The organism is bacterium (assembly GCA_041648665.1).
GTDB lineage: Bacteria > UBA10199 > UBA10199 > 2-02-FULL-44-16 > JAAZCA01 > JAFGMW01.
This window is the reverse complement of record JBAZOP010000187.1, coordinates 1-3,027: the sequence shown is the minus strand read 5'-3', so window position 1 is coordinate 3,027 and position 3,027 is coordinate 1. Positions and strand designations below refer to the sequence as shown.

General features: G+C 60.8%; 4 protein-coding genes. All 4 read right to left on the bottom strand.

What is annotated here, in order from left to right:
• On the bottom strand, nucleotides 1–385 hold a 385-nt coding region (locus WC683_20475; GenBank protein ID MFA4974987.1), incomplete at its 3' end, for a F0F1 ATP synthase subunit beta.
• Between the two features lie 3 nt (nucleotides 386–388).
• The gene (gene atpG, locus WC683_20470; protein MFA4974986.1) at nucleotides 389–1,258 is read right to left on the bottom strand and encodes an ATP synthase F1 subunit gamma; all 870 of its coding nucleotides are present in this window, start codon (nucleotides 1,256–1,258) and stop codon (nucleotides 389–391) included.
• A gap of 9 nt (nucleotides 1,259–1,267) precedes the next feature.
• Nucleotides 1,268–2,782, bottom strand: a complete 1,515-nt coding sequence (atpA, locus tag WC683_20465) for a F0F1 ATP synthase subunit alpha (protein ID MFA4974985.1) — start codon at nucleotides 2,780–2,782, stop codon at nucleotides 1,268–1,270.
• Nucleotides 2,782–3,027: F0F1 ATP synthase subunit delta (locus WC683_20460; protein MFA4974984.1), on the bottom strand; the 246-nt coding region annotated here is incomplete at its 5' end. The genes WC683_20460 and atpA, both read right to left, overlap by 1 nt.

Genomic DNA, 3,027 nt, shown 5'->3' with positions numbered 1-3,027 from the left:
TGAACGCAGGCGGATCGCGGTGGATCGGCATGCGCTTCTGAACGGCGAGCGGCGCGCCCTCGTCCACCGGTTCTCCGATAACATTGAGGACTCGGCCAAGAACCTCCTTGCCGACCGGCATCATTATCGGGCCGCCGGTGTTTCGCACGGCCGCGCCCCGGATCAGACCCTCGGTCGAATCCATGGCGATGCAGCGAACCATATTCTCGCCTATGTGTTGCGACACCTCGAGCACGAGGTTGTCCTCCCCCGCGCCTAAGGCGGGGTTTGTGACCGTAAGCGCGGTGTATATCTCCGGGAGTCTCCCCTCGGAGAAGATGACGTCCACCACCGGGCCCATGATCTGTATCGCCTTGCCGTTTGAAACTTTGTCTTGCGCTCTCATCTCTCAGCTCCGCTGCGCAGACCTCAACGCCTCTGCGCCGTTGACTATGTCCATGAGCTCCGACGTGATCGCCTCCTGCCTCACCCTGTTGTACACGGAAGTCAGATGGGCGACCATGTCGTCCGCGTTCTTGGTGGCCGCATCCATCGCGGTCATGCGCGCCGCGTGCAACGAGGCCTCCGACTCGAGGAAAGCCTGCCTGAGCGCGCTGTCGAGCAATTGCCCCGCAAGCGCCTCGAGCGCCTCCTCCCTCGTAGGCTCATAGAGATATTCGATGTTCCGCTCCACGTCGTACCCCCTGTACGAGAGCGGAAGCAGATTCCAGAAAGTCGGCCTCTGGTGGGAGGCGTTGACGAACCTGTTGAACGCAATGTTGCAGCCGGCGCTCTCGCCGGAAGCGCATCTCTTTGACATCGTCTCCATGAGCCACTTCACCTGAAAATCCAGTCCGCCCTCTGTCGGCACCTCCTCCACGTCATAGCCGCGCCCCCTGAGCCATTTCGCTCCCTGTTTGCCGACCACGAAAACTTTGACGGATATGTTGTGCATGATGTGCTGCAAGGCCCCCTCTTCCACATCGCGGAGCAAATTCTCGTTGAAACCGCCGCACAGCCCGCGATCCGAAGTCATAACTATGAGATCCACGCAATCCAGCCTTTGTGGTCTGCGCCATAATACCGGCGCTTCCCTGCCCAGCCTCCGCGAGACCCTCACGGCGATGTCGTAGAGCGCAGAGGTATAGACGCGCTTCTCCACGGCCCTCTGTTGGGCCCCCCTGAGCTTCGCAGCAGCCACGAGCTTCATCGACCGAGTCAGTTTCTGGGTGTTCCTCACAGCCTCGATCCTGCGTCTTATTTCCTTCTGAGTGAGCATAGCTGGCGCCTACGCAACGATAGCGAACTGTTTCTTGAACTCGACTACCTCCCTGTCCAGGGTCTGCGATGATCCGACATCCAGGTCTCCGCTGGACTCCACCTTCTTCATAAGATCCGGGTCCTTGTCTTCCATATAACGTACGAAGCCGTCCACGAACTGGCATACATGATCCGCCTTTATGTCGTCCAGATGGCCCGCAACGCCGCAGTAGATCTCCAGCACCTGCGCCGACATCTTCAAAGGCCTGTATTGTTTCTGTTTCAATATCTCGGTGAGCCTCTCCCCCCTGTTGATCTGCCTCAAAGTCGACTCGTCGAGCTCCGCGCCGAACTGCGCGAACGACTTCATCTCCCTGTACTGCGCCAGGTCGAGCCTCAGAGTTCCGGCCACCCTCTTCATCGCCTTGGTCTGCGCGGCGCCGCCGACGCGCGAGACCGAAAGCCCCACGTTGATCGCCGGCCTGAAGCCGGCGTAAAAGAGATCCGAGTCGAGATATATCTGCCCGTCCGTTATGGAGATGATGTTCGTCGGGATGTAGGAGGAGATGTCGCCGGCCTGAGTCTCCACGATCGGCAGCGCGGTGAGCGATCCCCCCCCGCGAGATTCGGAGAGTTTCGCCGCCCGCTCCAGGAGCCTGGAGTGCAGATAGAAGATGTCGCCGGGATACGCCTCCCTGCCCGGCGGCCGGCGCAAAAGGAGCGACAACTCCCTGTATGCGACCGCGTGTTTGGAGAGATCGTCGTAGACCACAAGCGCATGGCCGCCCTTCTCCATGAAGTGCTCGCCCATGGCCACGCCGGCGTAAGGCGCCATAAACTGCAGCGCCGCCGGGTCCGAAGCGCCGGCCACCACGACCGTAGTGTATTCCATCGCGCCGCCGGCCCTCAGCCTGTCGACAACCCTGGCCACGGTGGATAGCTTCTGGCCGACGGCGACATAGATGCAGCGTACGTCCGCGCCCTTCTGGTTGAGGATGGCATCCACGGCGATCGCCGTCTTCCCGGTCTGCCTGTCGCCGATTATGAGTTCGCGTTGACCGCGGCCTATGGGCGTGAGCGCATCTATGGCCTTTATGCCTGTGAATATCGGCTCGCAGACCGGCCTGCGCTGGACGATGCCCGGAGCCTTCATCTCGACATTGCGCATGGTTGCCGATTTGAGCTGCCCGCCGCCGTCGATCGGCCTGCCCAGCGCGTCGACTACGCGGCCCACGACCTCGTCTCCGACCGGCACCGAGGCAATGCGCTTCATGCGGCGGACCTCATCGCCCTCCTTGAGCTTCGCATCCTCGCCCATGAGGGCGGCTCCCACCACGTCCTCTTCGAGGTTGAGCGCGATCCCCACCACGCCGTGCCCGAAATCCAGGAGCTCGCTGGCCATCACGCCAGCCAGTCCATATACGTACGCTATGCCGTCGCCGACTGAAATGATCTGGCCCGTCTCATCGGCCGTAGACATCGTGTCGTAGTCTCGTATCTGCTCCTTGATGATGCGGCTTATCTCGTCTGCGCGTATTTCCATCAGAGCTCCTTCTCCTTAGAACAAAGCGACCTCTTCATCCTCTCAAGCCTTCCCGCCATGCTCGCATCGTAAATAAAATCATCGAGCTTCAGCCTGAAGCCGCCTATGATCCCCGGATCGATCCTGACATCGCATGTCACCTTCCTGTTTGTCGCGTGCGACAATATCTCCTCTGTCCTGGCCTTTACCTCGGCTGCGATCCCATCTTCCGCCACAGAGAGCTCCGCCGTCGCCTTACCCTCACG

What these genes read in the sequence shown, in the direction of transcription:
- atpA (MFA4974985.1), bottom strand. Translation starts at nt 2,782, where the DNA reads ATGGAAATACGCGCAGACGAGATAAGCCGCATCATCAAGGAGCAGATA.
- atpG (MFA4974986.1), bottom strand. Translation starts at nt 1,258, where the DNA reads ATGCTCACTCAGAAGGAAATAAGACGCAGGATCGAGGCTGTGAGGAAC.